Below are 15207 nucleotides of genomic sequence, written 5' to 3'. Positions count from 1 at the left end.
CTGTCGAGCCCAAGCGAGGCTGCGAAGGCGGCGGCACTGCTGGCATTTTTTCGCCTGACCCACCGCTTTCGCAGCCTCGCTAAAGCTCGACAGCTCCCACATTTGATCTTCGTTGCTTTAAACATTGCGTTCGCTTAACTGATCGGCATTAGGGCAAGCCGGCTCCCACATTGGGTTCTGTGTCCATGCGACTGTTTCCGCTATCATTGCGACCTTCCTCGTAAATGACCGACCCCCATGACCGCCACCCCCCTGACCACCGCCCTTGCCACCAGCGACATGCTGATCATCGACGGGCTGCACGCCTTCGACTTCACCTTTGACCAGCACTTGCAGATCGAAAGCATGGACGGCCGGGAACTCAAGCGTTGGACGTTCAGTCCAGATCAACTGAACGCCGCGACCTTTGATGACAGCTTGCAAAGCTGGCTGCTGAGCAACGAGGACGGTGAACACCGTCTGGTCTGCCTGAGCGCGATCAAGGGCGACAACAACAACGATGAGGACGAAGCGGATGATGCGTAAATTCTGGCCCCTGCTGATGGCGGGCAGTGTCGGTGCGATGTCGGTACAGGCTGCACCGGCCGAGACGTATGAAGTGCTGGTGGGCAGCTACACCGCCGGCACCAGCGAAGGCATCTACCGCCTGCAGTTCGACAGCCGCACCGGCCAGTTCCAGGGCCCGCCGGTATTGGCGGCCACGGCCGATAACCCCTCATGGCTGACGCTTTCCAAGGACCAGAAGCACCTGTTTGTGGTCAACGAGAATGGTCCCGGCCAGAAAGACCCGGTAGGCCGCGTGAGCAGTTACAGCATTGACCCGCGCAATCACCAACTGACCCTGATCAACCAGGTGCAGAGCCTGGGCAACGAGCCCACCCATGCCAGCGTCGCCGCCGATGGCCGCTACCTGTTCGTCGCCAACTATTCGGTGGTCGAAGACCCGGGTGGAAGCCTGGCGGTACTGCCGGTCGATGCCCAGGGCAAGCTGTCGGCCCCGGTGCAGCTGAGCGGGCACCCGGCCAGTCGCGTGAACCCCGAGCGGCAGGCGTCCAACCATGTGCATTCGGTGGTGTCGTCGCCGGATGGCAATTACGTGTTTGTCCAGGACCTGGGCGCTGACAAGCTGTTCGCCTACCGCTACGACCCCAAGGCCAACCATGAACTGCCACTCACACCGGCCACTCCGGCCTCGGTGCAGTTGCCACCCGGCAGCGGCCCGCGCCACCTGTTGTTCAGCGCCGATGGCAAGCATGCCTGGCTGACCACCGAAATGAGCGCCCAGGTTGCGGTGTTCGACTACAAAGACGGCCAACTGACCCAGACCCAATTGGTGGACTACGCCGCCGGCCAACCGGTGTCCGACAAGGCCGGTGCGGCGCTGCATGCGTCAAGCGACGGCAAATTCCTGTACGTGAGCAATCGCGGCACGGCCAACCACATTGTGGTGTTCGGCATCGACCCGGCCACCGCGCACCTCAAGGAGCTGCAACGCCGTTCCGTTGAGGGCGACCATCCGCGCGAGTTCAGCCTGGACCCGACCGGCAAATTCCTGCTGGTCGCCAACCAAAAAAGCAATGAAATCGTGGTGGTCGAACGCGACCCTAAAACCGGCCTGCTCGGTAAAACCGTGCAGAAATTGCCGATTGATGCGCCCAGCGATCTCAAGTTCCTGGTGCGTCAATAAGCCACAGGCCCCGCGCAACGGGGCCTGAGCCTTGCTATTAATTCTATTGATAGCGGCTAGTGTTTCAAAGCATTTCTAAGGCTCAGCCCTCGGGCGTAAGTTGAGTTCCAAGGCCTTCCCCGGCCACTCAACCAAACGCACACGAGGGTTACCGCCATGAACTTGAATCTTTTCTCCGTCATTGCCGCTTCTGCCGTTTCCGCCACTGTTGCCTTGCCGGCCGCGGCCAGCGTGGAAGTCTCCGGCAAGCCGTCCAGCGCCTATACCCAGAAATACCTGCAACAAAGCGCTAATTTCTACGCCGCGCTGGATCACAAAACCCAGCCGTGAACGCTGATTGACCCTGCACACCCGCAGACGCCAAACCACTGGAACGAAGCCTGCCTCGTTCGAGTGGTTTGGCGTTTGTGCATCGGCTGCATAAAATCATTGATATCACATTGCCATGAGTTTAAATTTGGCGCTCGAATATTGACGCCTATCTCCTGGAATCGACAGCATGGCACTCCGACTCGCGGCACTTATCCTGGTCCTTTATTCCGCTCCTATCCTGTCCTCGGCGCAACTGGCGGACGGCGAGCCGGAGATTGCCCGCGAGCGGTTGTTGAACCTGGTGCAGGGTTAAATCGTCAGCAGGTGGGGTTTTGCCATCACGCTAATAAACAGCGGCGAATTCAAAAACCACTCCAGCCACCGCTGCAACCTTGGATACGGGGCACCGGCGAACCATTCCCGATCCACATGGGCAAACTGCCGCACAAAAGGCGCCAGGGCCATGTCCGCCAGGCTCGGGTGATCGGCCAGCAGGTACGCGCGTTCGGCCAGCAATTGCTCCAGTTTTCGCAGGAACACTTCGCCCGCGGCCCGGTAATCTTCCATGGGCTGTTCGGGATAGCGTTCGGCGTACTTGTATCGATCCAATTGATACTTGAAGCCGTGGTCGTTCTCGGCAATCAGTGCCAACACCGCGGGATCGCCTTGCAGCAGCCAGTCATCCGGATCGTGCCGCTCCAGCGCCCACAGCATGATCGCCAGGCTTTCATCGATCACCGCGCCATCCACACTCAACACCGGCACTGTGCCTTTGGGTGACAACGCCAGCATTTCCGCCGGTTTGGCCTTCAGGCTTACCTCGATGATGCGCACGGGCACGCCGCAATAGCGCAAGGCCAAACGCGCACGCATCGCATACGGGCAGCGCCGGAACGAATACAGCAATACCTCGCTCACGTGACCTCCAAGGTGCTCAAGCCATTGCCTTGGCGCTTGACCTGGATCTGTACCGGAATGCGTTCGTGCATTTCCTGCACGTGGGAGATCACCGCCACCTTGCGTCCCTGGGCCTGCAAGCCATCCAGTGCGTCCATGGCCAATTGCAGCGACTCGGGGTCCAGGCTGCCAAAGCCTTCATCGATAAACAGCGACTCGATCTTCAGTGTGCTGGAGGCCATCGATGCCAGCCCCAGGGCCAGTGCCAACGACACCAGGAAGGTTTCGCCGCCGGACAACGAATGCACCGAACGCAGCTCGTCGCCCATTTCGGTGTCCATCACCAGCAGGCCAAGCATGCTGCCACCGCGCTTGAGGCGGTAGCGCCGTACCAGCTGGCGCAGTTGCACGTTGGCGTGGTGCACCAGCAAGTCGAGGTTGTAGGCCTGGGCGATCTTGCGGAAGGTGTCGCCGGTGGCCGAGCCGATCAGTGCATTCAAGCGTGCCCAACGCTGCCATTCGTCATAAGCCTGGGCGATCTGCGCGGCGAAGGCCTGGTTGGCCTCCTGGCGGCGCTGGTCTTCGGATTGGCGCGCGCGCAGCTCGGCGCAGGCTTTTTCAGCCTCGGCCAATTGCTGGTTGAGTGTGGCCAGGGCGCTGTCCAGTGCTTCGGCTTCGAGGTTGCCGTTGTGCAGCGCCTGGTGCTCGGCGAGCCGTTGTTCGCGCTCTTGCAGCAGGACTTTGGCTTGTTCGACGGCTTTTTCGCTGTGCTGCACCTGCTGTCGCAATTGGCTGACCTGGGCCTCATCAACGGCGAGCAAGCGGTTGAGGCCTTCGTCGTCGAGCTCCGGATGCAGGGCGCGCCACTCGCTGATGCGCGTGTCGAGTGTCTGTTGCTCGGCCTGCAGCGCCTGCTGACGTTCCTGCTGGGCCTTGAGATCTGCGGCGAGTTGGACAAGTGCGTTGTGGATCTCTTGCAACTGCTTGTTGGCGTCGGTCTCATTCTGGCGTGACTGGGTGACGGCTTGGTCCAACTGCTGCTGCCACTGTTCGGCGCTGCGGTGTTCGCCGAGCAATGCGCCCAGCTTTTCCTGGGCCGCCTGTTGTTGGGCGGCCAGTTCGGTGACCTGCTGCACCAACGCATCGAGTTGCTGCTGGCGATGCTGCTGGTGGGTCGTTTCCTTCTCGATCGCTTGTTGGCGTGCCTGTTGTTCGGCCAGCTCGTCGCGTTGATAACCGAGCTGTTCAAGGCGCTGGCTGACCTGCTGGTCCAGTTGCATGAAGGTGGCGGCAGGTTCGGCGCGCAGACCTTGCAGGGTCTCGGCCGGCAACAGGCTGGCGAAGGCGTTGAGTTCCTGGTCGAGGCGTTCACGGTCGCTGGCCAGCTCGCGTTGCTGGTCTGCCAGTAATTGGCGGGCCTGCTGGCTGGCTTCCTGGGCGGCTTGCAGTTGCTGCTGCAGGCGCCCGGCGTTCTGTTGCAGGTTGAGCAGGGCGCCTTGGCGTTGTTCGTCCTGGGCGATGCTCTGGGTGAGTTGGGCCAGTTGCTGGTCAAGCCAGGCGCTGCGCTTGGCCGCATCCTGGTTGAGCAATGCCGCGCACAGCGGGTGCGCGTCCATGCTCGGCTTGAGCGCTTGCAGTTGCGCCGCCAGTTGCTCCTGCTGTTGCAGGTATTCCTTTTGCTGGGCGATCAAACCGCCCACTTCGCCGCGCAGCTCAGTGAGTTTTTCCTTGAGCGTATCCACGGCTTTCTGCGCCAGGGCCTCCTCGTTTTCATCATGGCGGCCAAGGCTTTGCAGCAGCGCTTCGGGTTGATGGTACGGGTGTTCATGGCTGCCGCACACCGGGCAGGGCTGGTCGTCCTGCAATTGCGCGCGCAGTTCCTCGACGCTGGCGCTGCGGGCCAGGCGCTGACGTTCCAGCAGCTGTTTGGTCACCGTCAGGGTCTGTTCGGCCACGGTCAGCTCGGCCTTGGTCTGCAGGCCGGTCTGGTTCAGTTGCTCGCGTTGCTGCTGGGCATCGGCAAGCTTCTGCGCGAGGACACTGGCCTGGTGGTCGAGCTGCTGCTGGCTGTCCCACAGGCGCGTCAGGTCTTCGAAAGCGCGTTGCTGTTTACGATTGTCTTGCAGCAGGCTGGCCAGCAGCTGAATCTGTTCGGCCACGGCGTGGGGCTCGGCGCCGGCCTCCTGATACAGCAGGTCCAGGGCCTCGCGTTGCTGGGTGAACTGTGCGGCGGCGTGGGTGGCGCGTTGCTCCAGTTGCGGCAGCTCGGCCTGGCCTTTGTTCAAGCGGTTACCGATCAGCATGAGCTGTTGCAGGCGGTCGCGGTAGGCGCTCCAGGCCTCGCTCAGTGGGGCGAGGGCGGCGCTCCGTTCAAGCTCGGTGGCCAGGCCTTGCAGGCGTTCGGCGACCTGGCGCTGCTTTTCGAGCAGGCCGTTGAGCTGGACCTGCCCTTCATGGCAGGCGTTTTCATGCTGCTGCTTGTCCTCGGTGCGCTTGGCCAGTTCTTTGGTCAAATGGGCGAGGGTGCTTTGCTCTTCAAAGGCCTGGCGCAGCAAAGGCAGGGCGTCACCCTGGTTTTGCAGGGCTTGGGCCAATGCGGCTTGCGCCGTGACTTGTTGTTGCTGGGCCTGTTCCTGGCGGGTATGCAATTCGCCTTGTTGTTGGTTATACAGCTGAATCTGCGCGGCTAACGGCTCAAGCACGGTGCGCAGTTCTGCCCGGCGCGCGAAGTGGTGGCGCTGCGGCGCCAACTGGTCCAGGCGGCTCAGGTCCTGGCGTTGCTGGGCCTGGCTATCCCATTCGGCCTGCGCCCGCTGCAGCGCTTCGGTGGCGGCAAGCTGGCGCGCTTGCCATTCACGCAATTCCTTGAGCCAGGTGTGCTGCAACTCCAACTGCTTGAGCTGGGCTTGCTGGGTCTTGAGCTGGGCTTGCGCGGCATCGAATTGCTGGTCGAGTTCGGCACGGGCTTCGGGCGCGAGGGGCACCACGCCGGTGGCCTGGTCCTGCAACTGCTTGTGCACGTCCCGGGCGTCCTTGGCCTTGTCGAAGGCGCGTCGGCCGAGCTGGGTGTAAAGCGCGGTATCGGTGAGCTTCTCCAGCAGTTCGCTGCGCTCGTTATCGTTGGCCTTGAGGAAGGCGCTGAACTCGCTTTGCGCCAGCAGCACGGCGCGGGTGAACTGTTCAAAGTTCAGGCCCAGGGCCAATTCCAGCTGGGTTTTGTATTCGGTTTTCTGGCTGGCCAGCAGTTGGTCGCTGTCCAGGTCGATCAGGCTCTGGCGGCTGTTCTGCAACTTGCCGCTGGCCTTGTCGCGGGCGCGGTTGGCTTCCCAGCGCGCACGGTAGCGACGGCCACTGACGCCGACAAAGTCCACTTCGGCATAACCGCCGCCGGTACCGCGCCGCAACAATGTGCGGGGGTCGCCGATGGAGATATCGCTGTCGGCGTCCGGCATTTTCGCCTGGCCGGTATCGCCCAGGCGCGGTACGGCGCCAAACAGCGCCAGGCACAGTGCATCGAGCAAAGTGCTTTTGCCGGCGCCGGTCGGCCCGGTGATTGCGAACAGACCGGCGCTGGCCAGGGGCTCTGCGGTAAAGTCGATCTCGAACGGGCCGGCCAGGGAGGCAAGGTTCTTCAGGCGGATGGCGAGGATCTTCATGGCTGTTCGCTCTCCTGTTGCACTTCCTGGAGCAGCACGGCGAAATCCTTCAAGGTCTGTTCATCCACCGCACTGCCGTAGCTGTCTTGCCAGGCGCGGCTGAACAGCTCCTGGGGCGTGAGCTGGTCAAGTTCGATCAAGCGCTCTTCGTCGGTAGCGTCGCTGCCGCGTTTGCCGGCGTATTCCGCGGCGATGCGCACCAGGCGCACGGCCTTGCCGTCCAGGGCATTTTCGATTTGCTGGCGCAGGTCGGGTTGCGGCTCGTCCAGGCGTACGCGCACTTCCAGCCACGGCTGGCGCTGGGTGTCGGCCAGCAGGTCGACGTCGGGCAGGTCGGCCAGTTGCTTGAGAATATCGGCCAGGGGCGCGGCTTCCAGGCGCTGCAGGTTGACGGCGCGGGGGATCAGCAGCGGTTCGACGCTGACCAGCGCCTGGCCCTGGAACGTCACGTCGAGAATCTGGTGCTTGTAGTTGATTTCTGAAAACGACAGCGGAATCGGCGAGCCGCTGTAGCGAATGCGTTCTTCGCCATTGACCTTTTGCGGTTTGTGCAAATGGCCGAGCGCCACATAGGCGACACTTCTATCGAACAGACTGGCCGGCAGCGCCTCGGCATTGCCGATGATCAGGCTGCGCTCGGAGTCTTCCGACACCGAGCCACCCGCCATGTGCGCATGGCTGATGGCAATCAGCGCCTGGCCTTTCTTGCGCTTGGCGTTGGCGGCGGCGATCAGCCATTCATGCACCTGGCCGATGCCGCGCAGGTAATCGTCGCCCAGATGCGCACCCGTGACTTCCGCCGGACGCAGGAAGGGCAGCGCTAGGCACCACGCGGCAATCTTGCCCTTGGCATCCGGCAGCGGGATCAGCAAACGTTCGGCATCGAGTTGGCCATCATCCAGCCACAACACGCGGCCGAGGGCATGGGTGCGCAAGCGGCGCATCAATGGCGCGGGCAATTCGATGCGCGAGCCGGAGTCGTGGTTGCCGGCGATCATCACAATGGTCAGGTTGGGGTTTTGTTCGTGGGCGCTGATGATGAAATCGTACAGCCGCTCCTGGGCCTTGAGCGGTGGGTTGACCGTGTCGAAGATATCGCCGGCGATCAGCAGCGCGTCCGGACAGTGGGCCTTGAGTTGGCCCAGCAGCCACGCCAGGAAACAGGCATGTTCGAAGTCGCGCTCCTGGCCGTGGAGGTTTTGGCCCAGGTGCCAGTCGGAGGTGTGGAACAGACGCAAGGCGAACTCCGTTGAAGAGATGAAAAGGAGGGGAGTTTACCTGTAAAAGCACACGCAGACGTACGGACGACGCAGATCAACGGTGGGAGCTGGCTTGCCTGCGATGGCGCTCGGTCAGTTGAACATGTGCTGGCTGACACGCCGCCATCGCGGGCAAGCCCGCTCCCACAGGGGTTAGGCTGTGTGGGTGGGTTTGGTGTGCAGGCAATCCAGCGCTCGGTCGGCCAGGGTTTTGGCGTTGTTGATCAAGTGCTCGGTGGCGCCGGCCATGTGGTGCTGTACGCCGCTCAGCCCTTGGCTGGTGACGGCTGCGGTCGCGGCGGCGCAACGCAGCAGGTCGCAGATTTGCGCGAGGGCGTCTTCGAAGCTGAGGTCTTGGTGCACGGTGAAGGGTGGCGCTGAGGCGGGTTGCAGGTAGTGGCTCAGGGCGCGTTCGAAGATTTTGCGGTCGGGGGTGAAGTGGGGTGGGTCGGGGACGATTTTGTTCATCTAATGAAACTCCTGTAGTCCTGGGAGCCATTCTTTTGCCGATCTCACTCGTCAAAAGGTGGCAGCTATGTGCGGGGTGAGATTACCGGGACAGGAGAACCCGGTCAGACCGAAGTCTACCCGCACACAGCCGCCATAGAGCATGTTGCTCGCGGTTGTGACACTTGCTCTCCCGAACACAGGATCTCACCCCTGATCGCTGATAGGCAGCGACGGAGCGAAGGCTAGCCAGTGAACTGAGCAGGCGCAAGGCCGTGGGATTGTCTAGGAAACTTCCTGCAAATTAAAGGGATATGGATTGCTGGCCTTTAACAACCGATGTCGATCAGGCAATTACCGCCCAGTGGATACAGGCTCTTGATGTTGTACAGTGAGTCGCTGTGATTAGTTTTGATTCAGAGTGCCGCACAGTGGCGCATGACTAAAGTGCAAAGAGAACATGCAACAAAGCAGGAGCCACCCATCATGGCAACTCCCGATAAAACCAGATCCGTCACCGCTCCTGTTCCTGAGCACCTGCCCCAAAAGGTCGAGTTGATGGCAGAGCGCTTTGATCACTCCAGAAACTGGATCGCCAGGGAGCGTAATAGTCTGACCCTCGACGCCTTGGCCGATGTTGAGGCTGGTCGCGTAATTGATCACCAGGCAGTTCAGGCCTGGGCTCATAGCCTTGGCAGCGAAACGCCATTGCCGATGCCGCGCTGATGGAGTTGAAGTGGACAGCCAAGGCACTTTCGATGGAGAACCAATGTGGGAGCGGGCTTGCTCGCGAATGCGGAGTGTCAGATAAAGATGTACTGACTGACACACCGCCTTCGCGAGCAAGCCCGCTCCCACATTTTGGTTTGTGTGGTGCCAGAGATATTTCGGTTACTTTGATCGTTCCCACGCTCCGCGTGGGGATGCATCCCGTGACGCTCTGCTTCACCTTTACGAGCTGTTCGGCGGGACGCGGAGCGTCCCAGGCGGCATTCCCACGCAGAGCGTGGGAACGATCAGGGAAGGCACTTTCGATGGAGATCCAATGCGGTGCCAGAGATGTTTCGGTTATTTGGGGTACAGCGGCGGCAGGCTGGTGGTATCCGTCGCCGGGTCCAGCTCGCGTTCTGCCATTGGAATGGCCTTCACCGCGCGCCACAGATCTTCCCCCAGCCAATAGTGGCCACCTTCGCTGTAGAGCGCGCCGTTCAACCCATCCAAGGCATCCGACAGCGGCACGAACCGCGCCGCCATGTCGGCGAGGGTTTCCGGTTGTTGCCGCGCCCAGGCGTCCAGCGCCTGGCGGGTGGCGTGGGGGTCGTTGGCCTGGGTGGCGCGCTTGAGGTCGTCGAGCAGGGTGCGCGGGCTTGGGCCGGTTTGCGCGGCGCGCAGCACGGCAGGTTGCCAGCGCGCGCGCCACCACAGGCCAAAGCCCAGCAGGGTGGTGCAGGCGAGGAGCAGGGTGCTCAGTTGCCACAGCCACAGGTGGTTGTCGTCGGGGGCGGTGATCACGGTGGGCGTGGCGGGTGTGTCTACCGCCAGGCTCGGGTTGGCCGCCACTTGCAGGGTGCGCGCCGGCAGGCTGGTGCGTTCCAGGTGGTCTTCGTGGGTGTTCCACCACACCACGTCCACGGCGGGCAGTTCCAGCGGGCCTGCGCGGGTGGGCACCAGCGCTTCGCGGTCTTCGCGGCTGCCGGTCAGGCCTCGGTCGCTAGCCTGGTTGCCGAGCACCGGCTGGTCCGGGTAGCGGCGCAGCCCGTTGATGTCGGTGCTGGGCAGGGCTGGCAATTGCGCGCTGGACAGGCCTTCGGCCTTGACCGTGAGGCTGCGGGTGAGCGAGTCGCCCACTTGCACCTGCTCGGGTTCCGGGTTCCAGCTTTCAGTCAGGGTCAGGCTGCGCGCCGGCAGCCACGGCGTGTCGGCCGGGTACAGCGCCGGTTTGGGCTTGACCACCAGTGGCAGCTGCGCCGAGCTGACGTGGATCAGCTTGCCCGGCTTGGTGCCCTGCAGCGTGTTCTCCTGCGGCGGGCGCGACTCCACCAGCGTCGCGCTGAAGGTCTGGGTAGGAATCGCCAGCGTGCCGCTGTGTTGCGGGTAAATGGCGTAGCGGGTCTCGATCACGCCGTGGCGGATGCTGTTGATGACCTTCTCATAGGTGCGCGACTCGCCCAGTTGCTCCACCCGGGCATCGGGAATCTGCAACGGCGTGAGGCTGCTGTCGTCATACAGCGACACCGAGTGGTACACGCGCACGGTCAACAGCGCCTGGGCCTGGACGTAGACGCTGGTCTGGTCGAGGTCGGCCTCGACAAACACCGGCGCCAGTTCGGCGGCGGTGTTCTGGCTGGCGGTTTCCAACACTTGCAGGCTGATCGGCTGGGTTTTGTACTCGCCCACTTGCAGGGGCGGGATGATCACCGTGCCGTTTTCCCTGGGCAACAGGGTGATGATCCAGCGCGTCGTGGCGTGATTGTCGCCGTCCAGGGTGGTGAGCTGGTTGATCTGCCGCGTACCGCTGACTTCGAACTGTGCCTCAAGGGGCGACAGGTCGGGCTTGCCGAACTGCGTGACATCACTGGACTGCACCGTCAGTTCCACCGTTTCCCCCGAATTGAGGCGGCTGCGGTCGACGCTGGCGCTCAGGTTCGCCGCCTGGGCGTGGCCGGCCGACAAGGCGAGCAGAAGCAGTAGGGTGGTGCGGCGGCTCATCGAGTCTTGTCCTGATGTTGTTGCTGTTCGTACCAGAATTTGCGGCGCAGCAGTTCGCCGGGGTTGTCCGGGATTTCCCGCAGCCATTGCTCCAGCGCCTGGCGCTGCTCGCCGTCAAGGCTGGCATCGCTCGGGCGCAGCGGCGGGGTGGTGGTCTGTTCATCGCCGAGTTCGCTGCCGGGCACTTCGTTGCCGCCGGTGTGGGGCGTGGCGCCGGCTTGGGTATCGCCGGTGCCGGCCTCGCCCTGGCCCTGGGAAGACTGCTCGCCACCCGTGGCGTTTTGCCCATTGGCGCCCGGTTGCGCAGTTTGGCCGGGTTGGGTGGTTTCGTCATCCTCGTTTTTTGCAGGCGCAGGGGGTTCCGGTTGCGCCTGCTGTTGCATCAGGGTTTCGACCAACGCCTTGTTTTTCAGCGCCGGTTGCAGGTCGGGCTGCGCTTCCAGGGCCTGTTCATAGGCGTCGAGGGCGGCTTCCAGCTCACCGGACCTGGCCAGGGCGTTACCCCGATTGTAATGAGCATAGGCGTCATTCCCCTCGGCGAAACGCTTGGCGGCTTCGGCATAGTTGCCCGCTTCGTACAGCGCCACGCCCTGCCACTGCGGGTCTTGGAAGCGTTCGGCCGCTTCGGCGGGGCGTTTGTGCTTGAGCAGGTAGTGGCCTTGCTGGTCGGGACGCAGCCACAGGTCCTGCAGGCCAAAGGCATAGCTGGGCTGGGGCGCGCTCAACAGCAGCAGCGGCAGGCAGAACAACCAGCCTCGCCGCCCGGCGCAGGCGGCCAGCAGCAACAAGGGCAAGAGCAGCCAGTAACCCTGGTCGGCCCAGGTGTCCAGGTGCAGCAGCTGGCCGTCATTGCGCAGGCTTTGTGGCGGGTCGAGCACGCCAAGCTGGCGCAGGTCCTTGTCGTCCAGGCGCGCGGCGCGGTAGCGTCCGCCCATTTCGCTGGCAAAGGCCTTGAGGGTCGGGCTGTCGAGGCGTGGTACCAGGATCGCGCCTTGTTCGTCCTTGAGGAACTCGCCACTTTCCTGGGTTACCGGGGTGCCCTCGCGGCTACCGATGCCCAGGATCGACAGGCTCGGCGCCTGGGCGCTTTGCAGTTGCAGGCGAATGCCTTGGCGTTCCTGTTTGGACAGCGAGGAGCCCATCAGCAACAAGCGGCCTTGGCCGAGGCCGCCTTGCTTGAGCAGGCCAAGGGCTTTCTCGACGGCCAGGTCGGCACGGTGACCGGGCTCCGGCATGATCGACGGGCGCAAGGCTTCCAGCAGGTTGCGGCTGGTGCCCAGGTCGTCCGACAGCGGCACCAGCGTGTGGGCGCTGCCGGCGTAGACGACGATGGCGGTTTGCGCATCGCTGCGTGCCTGCAACAAGTCGTACAGTTTGCGTCGAGCCTGTTCCAGGCGGTTCGGCGGGCTGTCGGTGGCGAGCATTTCCGGGGTCAGTTCCAGCAGCACCACTAAAGGATCGGACGGCTTCTGGCTCGATTGCTCAACCCGCTGCCAGCTGGGGCCGAGCAACGCCAATACGGCCAACAGCCAGGCGATGCCGAGCACCACCCACGGTGACTTGCTTTCGCGCCCATTGCCGCCGCTGAGCAACACGGCGTGGAAGGCCGGCGGCAGGATCATCTGCCAGCGCCCGGCGCGCTTTTGCCGATGCCACAACTGCCACAACAACCCGCCGAGCAACGGCAGCAGCAGTAACCACCACGGACGGAACCAATGCGGCCACAGGTCGATCATCGACGCCTCCGCAAACGCAGGCGTTTGAGGCGCTGGCGCCATTGCGGGTGTTGTTGCAGGAAAATCCCCTGGCTCGACAGTCGATTGAACAGCCGCTGCACGGCGTTGTTCGGCCAGCGCTCCTGGATCACCAATAGCATGCTCAGCAGCAAGGCCAGGGCCAGCGGTGCGCTGTACAACGCCAGCGCCGGACGTGCTTGGGTGGGTTGTTGCTCGACGGGTTCAAGTGTGTCGAGGGTTTGCTTGATCGCTTGCAGTTCTTCGCCGTCGCGGGCGCGGAAATACTGGCCGCCGGTGGTTTCGGCGATGGCCTTGAGCGCCGGCTCGTCGAGGTCCAGGCTCGGGTTGACCCCCAGAATGCCCAGGGAGCCGGTCTGTTCAGGGTCGGCGCCGATACCGATCGGGTAGATCTTCACGCCTTCCTCCGCGGCCAGGCGCGCGGCGGTCAGCGGGTCGATCTGCCCGGCGTTGTTGGCGCCGTCGGTGACCAGGATCAGCACGCGGCTTTGCGCCGGTCGCTGGCGCAGGCGTTTGAGGGCCAGGCCAATGGCGTCACCGATCGCGGTGTTCTTGCCAGCGATACCGATGCGCGCTTCATCCAGCCAGGTGCGCACGGTGCGCCGATCAAAGGTCAGTGGCGCCTGCAGGTAGGCCTGGCTGCCGAACAGGATCAGGCCGACGCGGTCGCCTTCACGGCCCTCAAGGAAATCGCCGAGCAGGTGTTTGACCAGGCTCAAGCGGCTCACGTCCTCGTCTCGCCAGTGCATGTCCGGGAAATCCATGGAGCCGGACACGTCCACCGCCACCAGCAGGTCGCGGCCGCTGGCGGCGATCGGCAGCGGCTCGCCGAGCCATTCCGGGCGCGCGGCGGCGCTCAACAGCAACAGCCACAGCACCACGAACGGCGCTTGCTGGCGCCAGCCGGGCAGGTTGACGCGGGCACGGCGCCGGGCCAGGCCTTCAAGGTCGCTGAGGTAGCTGATTTTCAGCGCGGGCTCGCCGCTGTCGGCCGCCGGCAACACAAGGCGCATCAACCACGGCAACGGCAACAGGGCGAAGATCCACGGCCAGGCGAACTCAAACATGTTTGCGAATCCAGGTGTCGACGGCTTGGGTCAGGCCGGCGATAGCCTTGTCGTCGAGTTTGCATTCAGGCTTGTAGGCGCCTTCCACCAACACCATCCAGCGAGTCAGGCCGGCGGCGGGGCAGCGGTTGTCGAGGAATGCCAGCCACTTGCGACCGTTGAGCGTGTGGCTTTGGCTGTAGGGATAGTCGTTGCGGCACAGGCGCTTGAGCAGGCCGTTGAGTTGCTGCAGCCAGGCGCCGGCCGGGGCGCCGTCGTAAGGCTTGGGCATCAGCGCCAGCTCCGCCAGGGCGGCGATGCGCAAGGGGTCCAAGGGTTGTTCGGCGCGGGCGATGGGGCGGCGGGTCGGCAGGAACCGTCGCAGCGACCACAGGCCCCAACCCAGCAGGGGAATGATCAGCAACAACAGCCACCAGCCCGGCGCAGGCGGCCAGAAGCCAATGGCCGGCGGGGCGATCAGCGGTTGCAGTTGGTCAAGGCTGCTCATTGTTTTTTAGCCGGGCGTTGCGGGTTGAGGTAGTCGCGCAGTTGCTCGACCATTTCGCTCTGGGTGCTCAAGGGCATCAGCAAAATCCGCAGTTTCTGCGCAAGCAGCTCCCAGCGGGCGATGCGCGCTTCGGCCTGGGCCTTGTAGGCCTGGCGCAAGTCGAAGTTCAGCGTGTCCAGTTCCAGTTGCGCCCCACGCTGCGCGAAACGCAGCAGCCCGGCGGCGGGCAGGGCGTGGTCGAGCGGGTCGGAAATCGGCAACAGCAGCAGGTCGCAATGGCGTGACAAAAGGCTCAGCTGTTGCTCGGCGCCTTCGGTGAGCGCGCGCTCGTCGCAGATCACGATCACCAGGCTGCCGGGCCGCAACACTTCGCGGCCACGGCGCAGGGCCATGCCAAGGGCGTCGGCTTCGGGACGGCTTTCGGTGCTCAGGCTCTGGTTGACGCGCACCAGGCGGTTGAGCAGTTGCAGCAGGCTTTGCTTGCTGCGGCGCGGCTTGATTTCGTAGTGCTCGTTGTCGCCGAACACCAGCCCGCCCACCCGGTCGTTATGCCCCAGCGCGGCCCAGCCGATCAGGCTCGCCGCCTGGGCGGCCAATACCGACTTGAACATCTGCCCCGAGCCGAAGAACAGCCGGCAGCTTTGTTCCACCATGATGAAGATCGGCCGTTCGCGTTCTTCATGGAACAGTTTGGTGTGCGGTTCCTGGGTGCGCGCGGTCACGCGCCAGTCAATGGTGCGCACGTCATCGCCGGCCTGGTACACGCGCACCTGGTCGAAGTCGACGCCGCGCCCGCGCAGCTTGGAATGGTGCAGGCCGATCAATGGGCTGCGCTGGCTTGGCGTGGAGAACAGTTGCACTTCGCGCACGCGATGGCGCATCTCGATCAATTCGCTGAGCGTGACGCGGATCCCATCGCTGGCGTTCATCGG

Annotated in this window: 14 protein-coding genes; 5 read left to right on the top strand and 9 right to left on the bottom strand. The window is 63.5% G+C overall.

Annotation, left to right across the window (positions count from 1 at the left end; genetic code table 11):
• Positions 1 to 237 precede the first annotated feature (237 nt).
• From H0Z09_RS07215 to H0Z09_RS27470, 4 genes are all read left to right on the top strand, one after another.
• Positions 238 to 525: a DUF5629 family protein gene (locus tag H0Z09_RS07215; RefSeq protein ID WP_186688973.1), complete on the top strand. Its 288-nt coding sequence runs from the start codon at positions 238 to 240 to the stop codon at positions 523 to 525.
• The gene (locus tag H0Z09_RS07210) at positions 515 to 1687 is read left to right on the top strand and encodes a lactonase family protein (RefSeq protein ID WP_186688969.1); all 1173 of its coding nucleotides are present in this window, start codon (positions 515 to 517) and stop codon (positions 1685 to 1687) included. The genes H0Z09_RS07215 and H0Z09_RS07210 overlap by 11 nt, the downstream gene beginning before the upstream one ends.
• Positions 1688 to 1843: 156 nt before the next feature.
• Positions 1844 to 2017, top strand: coding sequence for a hypothetical protein (locus tag H0Z09_RS07205; protein WP_186688967.1), 174 nt, complete (start codon positions 1844 to 1846; stop codon positions 2015 to 2017).
• Positions 2018 to 2186: 169 nt separating this feature from the next.
• The gene (locus H0Z09_RS27470) at positions 2187 to 2312 is read left to right on the top strand and encodes a hypothetical protein (RefSeq protein WP_273017000.1); all 126 of its coding nucleotides are present in this window, start codon (positions 2187 to 2189) and stop codon (positions 2310 to 2312) included.
• Here H0Z09_RS27470 and H0Z09_RS07200 read toward each other — a convergent pair.
• The 4 genes from H0Z09_RS07200 to H0Z09_RS07185 form a co-directional block, all read right to left on the bottom strand.
• Entirely contained in the window at positions 2309 to 2917 is a 609-nt protein-coding gene (locus tag H0Z09_RS07200) for a glutathione S-transferase N-terminal domain-containing protein (protein WP_186688964.1), read from the bottom strand. The two genes, H0Z09_RS27470 and H0Z09_RS07200, sit on opposite strands and share 4 nt — an antisense overlap.
• Entirely contained in the window at positions 2914 to 6552 is a 3639-nt protein-coding gene (locus tag H0Z09_RS07195) for an AAA family ATPase (protein WP_186688961.1), read from the bottom strand. The genes H0Z09_RS07200 and H0Z09_RS07195 overlap by 4 nt, the downstream gene beginning before the upstream one ends.
• Complete coding sequence (locus tag H0Z09_RS07190) at positions 6549 to 7790, bottom strand: exonuclease SbcCD subunit D C-terminal domain-containing protein (protein WP_076954570.1); 1242 nt, start codon at positions 7788 to 7790, stop codon at positions 6549 to 6551. The genes H0Z09_RS07195 and H0Z09_RS07190 overlap by 4 nt, the downstream gene beginning before the upstream one ends.
• A 174-nt stretch (positions 7791 to 7964) precedes the next feature.
• Positions 7965 to 8279, bottom strand: coding sequence for a hypothetical protein (locus tag H0Z09_RS07185; RefSeq protein ID WP_186688958.1), 315 nt, complete (start codon positions 8277 to 8279; stop codon positions 7965 to 7967).
• Positions 8280 to 8744: 465 nt separating this feature from the next.
• Between H0Z09_RS07185 and H0Z09_RS07180 the strand changes: the two genes are divergently transcribed.
• Entirely contained in the window at positions 8745 to 8984 is a 240-nt protein-coding gene (locus tag H0Z09_RS07180; protein WP_186688955.1) for a CopG family transcriptional regulator, read from the top strand.
• Between the two features lie 342 nt (positions 8985 to 9326).
• Here H0Z09_RS07180 and H0Z09_RS07175 read toward each other — a convergent pair whose 3' ends face one another.
• From H0Z09_RS07175 to H0Z09_RS07155, 5 genes are read right to left on the bottom strand one after another with little or no spacing between them, the layout of a single operon-like run.
• A complete protein-coding gene (locus tag H0Z09_RS07175; protein ID WP_186688952.1) occupies positions 9327 to 10967 on the bottom strand; it encodes a BatD family protein in 1641 nt (546 codons plus the stop codon).
• A complete protein-coding gene (locus H0Z09_RS07170; protein WP_186688949.1) occupies positions 10964 to 12703 on the bottom strand; it encodes a tetratricopeptide repeat protein in 1740 nt (579 codons plus the stop codon). Before H0Z09_RS07170 ends, H0Z09_RS07175 begins: the two co-directional genes overlap by 4 nt.
• Complete coding sequence (locus H0Z09_RS07165) at positions 12700 to 13788, bottom strand: VWA domain-containing protein (protein WP_186688936.1); 1089 nt, start codon at positions 13786 to 13788, stop codon at positions 12700 to 12702. The genes H0Z09_RS07170 and H0Z09_RS07165 overlap by 4 nt, the downstream gene beginning before the upstream one ends.
• Positions 13781 to 14275, bottom strand: coding sequence for a DUF4381 domain-containing protein (locus H0Z09_RS07160; RefSeq protein ID WP_076954577.1), 495 nt, complete (start codon positions 14273 to 14275; stop codon positions 13781 to 13783). Before H0Z09_RS07160 ends, H0Z09_RS07165 begins: the two co-directional genes overlap by 8 nt.
• Positions 14272 to 15204: a DUF58 domain-containing protein gene (locus tag H0Z09_RS07155; protein ID WP_076954578.1), complete on the bottom strand. Its 933-nt coding sequence runs from the start codon at positions 15202 to 15204 to the stop codon at positions 14272 to 14274. Before H0Z09_RS07155 ends, H0Z09_RS07160 begins: the two co-directional genes overlap by 4 nt.
• Positions 15205 to 15207 lie beyond the last annotated feature (3 nt).

The organism is Pseudomonas sp. SWRI18 (assembly GCF_014268345.1).
GTDB classification, from domain to species: Bacteria; Pseudomonadota; Gammaproteobacteria; order Pseudomonadales; family Pseudomonadaceae; genus Aquipseudomonas; species Aquipseudomonas cedrina.
This window is presented reverse-complemented; position numbering and strand designations above follow the sequence as displayed.

Coding starts and splice junctions, on each gene's coding strand:
- H0Z09_RS07215 (WP_186688973.1), top strand. CDS start 238: ATGACCGCCACCCCCCTGACCACCGCCCTTGCCACCAGCGACATGCTG.
- H0Z09_RS07210 (WP_186688969.1), top strand. CDS start 515: ATGATGCGTAAATTCTGGCCCCTGCTGATGGCGGGCAGTGTCGGTGCG.
- H0Z09_RS07205 (WP_186688967.1), top strand. CDS start 1,844: ATGAACTTGAATCTTTTCTCCGTCATTGCCGCTTCTGCCGTTTCCGCC.
- H0Z09_RS27470 (WP_273017000.1), top strand. CDS start 2,187: ATGGCACTCCGACTCGCGGCACTTATCCTGGTCCTTTATTCCGCTCCT.
- H0Z09_RS07195 (WP_186688961.1), bottom strand. CDS start 6,552: ATGAAGATCCTCGCCATCCGCCTGAAGAACCTTGCCTCCCTGGCCGGC.
- H0Z09_RS07185 (WP_186688958.1), bottom strand. CDS start 8,279: ATGAACAAAATCGTCCCCGACCCACCCCACTTCACCCCCGACCGCAAA.
- H0Z09_RS07180 (WP_186688955.1), top strand. CDS start 8,745: ATGGCAACTCCCGATAAAACCAGATCCGTCACCGCTCCTGTTCCTGAG.
- H0Z09_RS07175 (WP_186688952.1), bottom strand. CDS start 10,967: ATGAGCCGCCGCACCACCCTACTGCTTCTGCTCGCCTTGTCGGCCGGC.
- H0Z09_RS07170 (WP_186688949.1), bottom strand. CDS start 12,703: ATGATCGACCTGTGGCCGCATTGGTTCCGTCCGTGGTGGTTACTGCTG.
- H0Z09_RS07165 (WP_186688936.1), bottom strand. CDS start 13,788: ATGTTTGAGTTCGCCTGGCCGTGGATCTTCGCCCTGTTGCCGTTGCCG.
- H0Z09_RS07160 (WP_076954577.1), bottom strand. CDS start 14,275: ATGAGCAGCCTTGACCAACTGCAACCGCTGATCGCCCCGCCGGCCATT.
- H0Z09_RS07155 (WP_076954578.1), bottom strand. CDS start 15,204: ATGAACGCCAGCGATGGGATCCGCGTCACGCTCAGCGAATTGATCGAG.